This is a genomic window from Photorhabdus viridis, from assembly GCF_040256935.1.
GTDB classification, from domain to species: Bacteria; Pseudomonadota; Gammaproteobacteria; order Enterobacterales; family Enterobacteriaceae; genus Photorhabdus; species Photorhabdus viridis.
Genome location: NZ_JBEJZY010000454.1, coordinates 1 through 228 on the forward strand (window position 1 = coordinate 1; position 228 = coordinate 228).

At 57.9% G+C, this 228-nt stretch carries 1 pseudogene; it reads right to left on the bottom strand.

Going from position 1 to position 228, the window contains the following annotated elements:
• Positions 1-195, bottom strand: a pseudogene (locus tag ABR397_RS24120) (IS66-like element ISPlu20 family transposase); the annotation flags it as partial.
• Positions 196-228 lie beyond the last annotated feature (33 nt).

The following is a 228-nucleotide window of genomic DNA, read 5'->3' on the forward strand; positions in this document are numbered from 1 at the left end:
GGCATCTTCCTCAAACTGACTGCGTTTGGGACCGGCAGGCAGGGTTTCGCTGTGCGCGCCAAAACGCCAGCGTTGCGCCTGTTTCAGGGCCTCTTCCAGCTGGCGAATATAGTCGTGTTGTTGCTGAAGCAGCGCCAGTGCCCGCACCCGAAATTGCCCGGGGTCATCCAGCGCCATTAAGTCATTGAGTGTCATGCCGACAGTGTACCGGATAATTCCCCGTCGTTA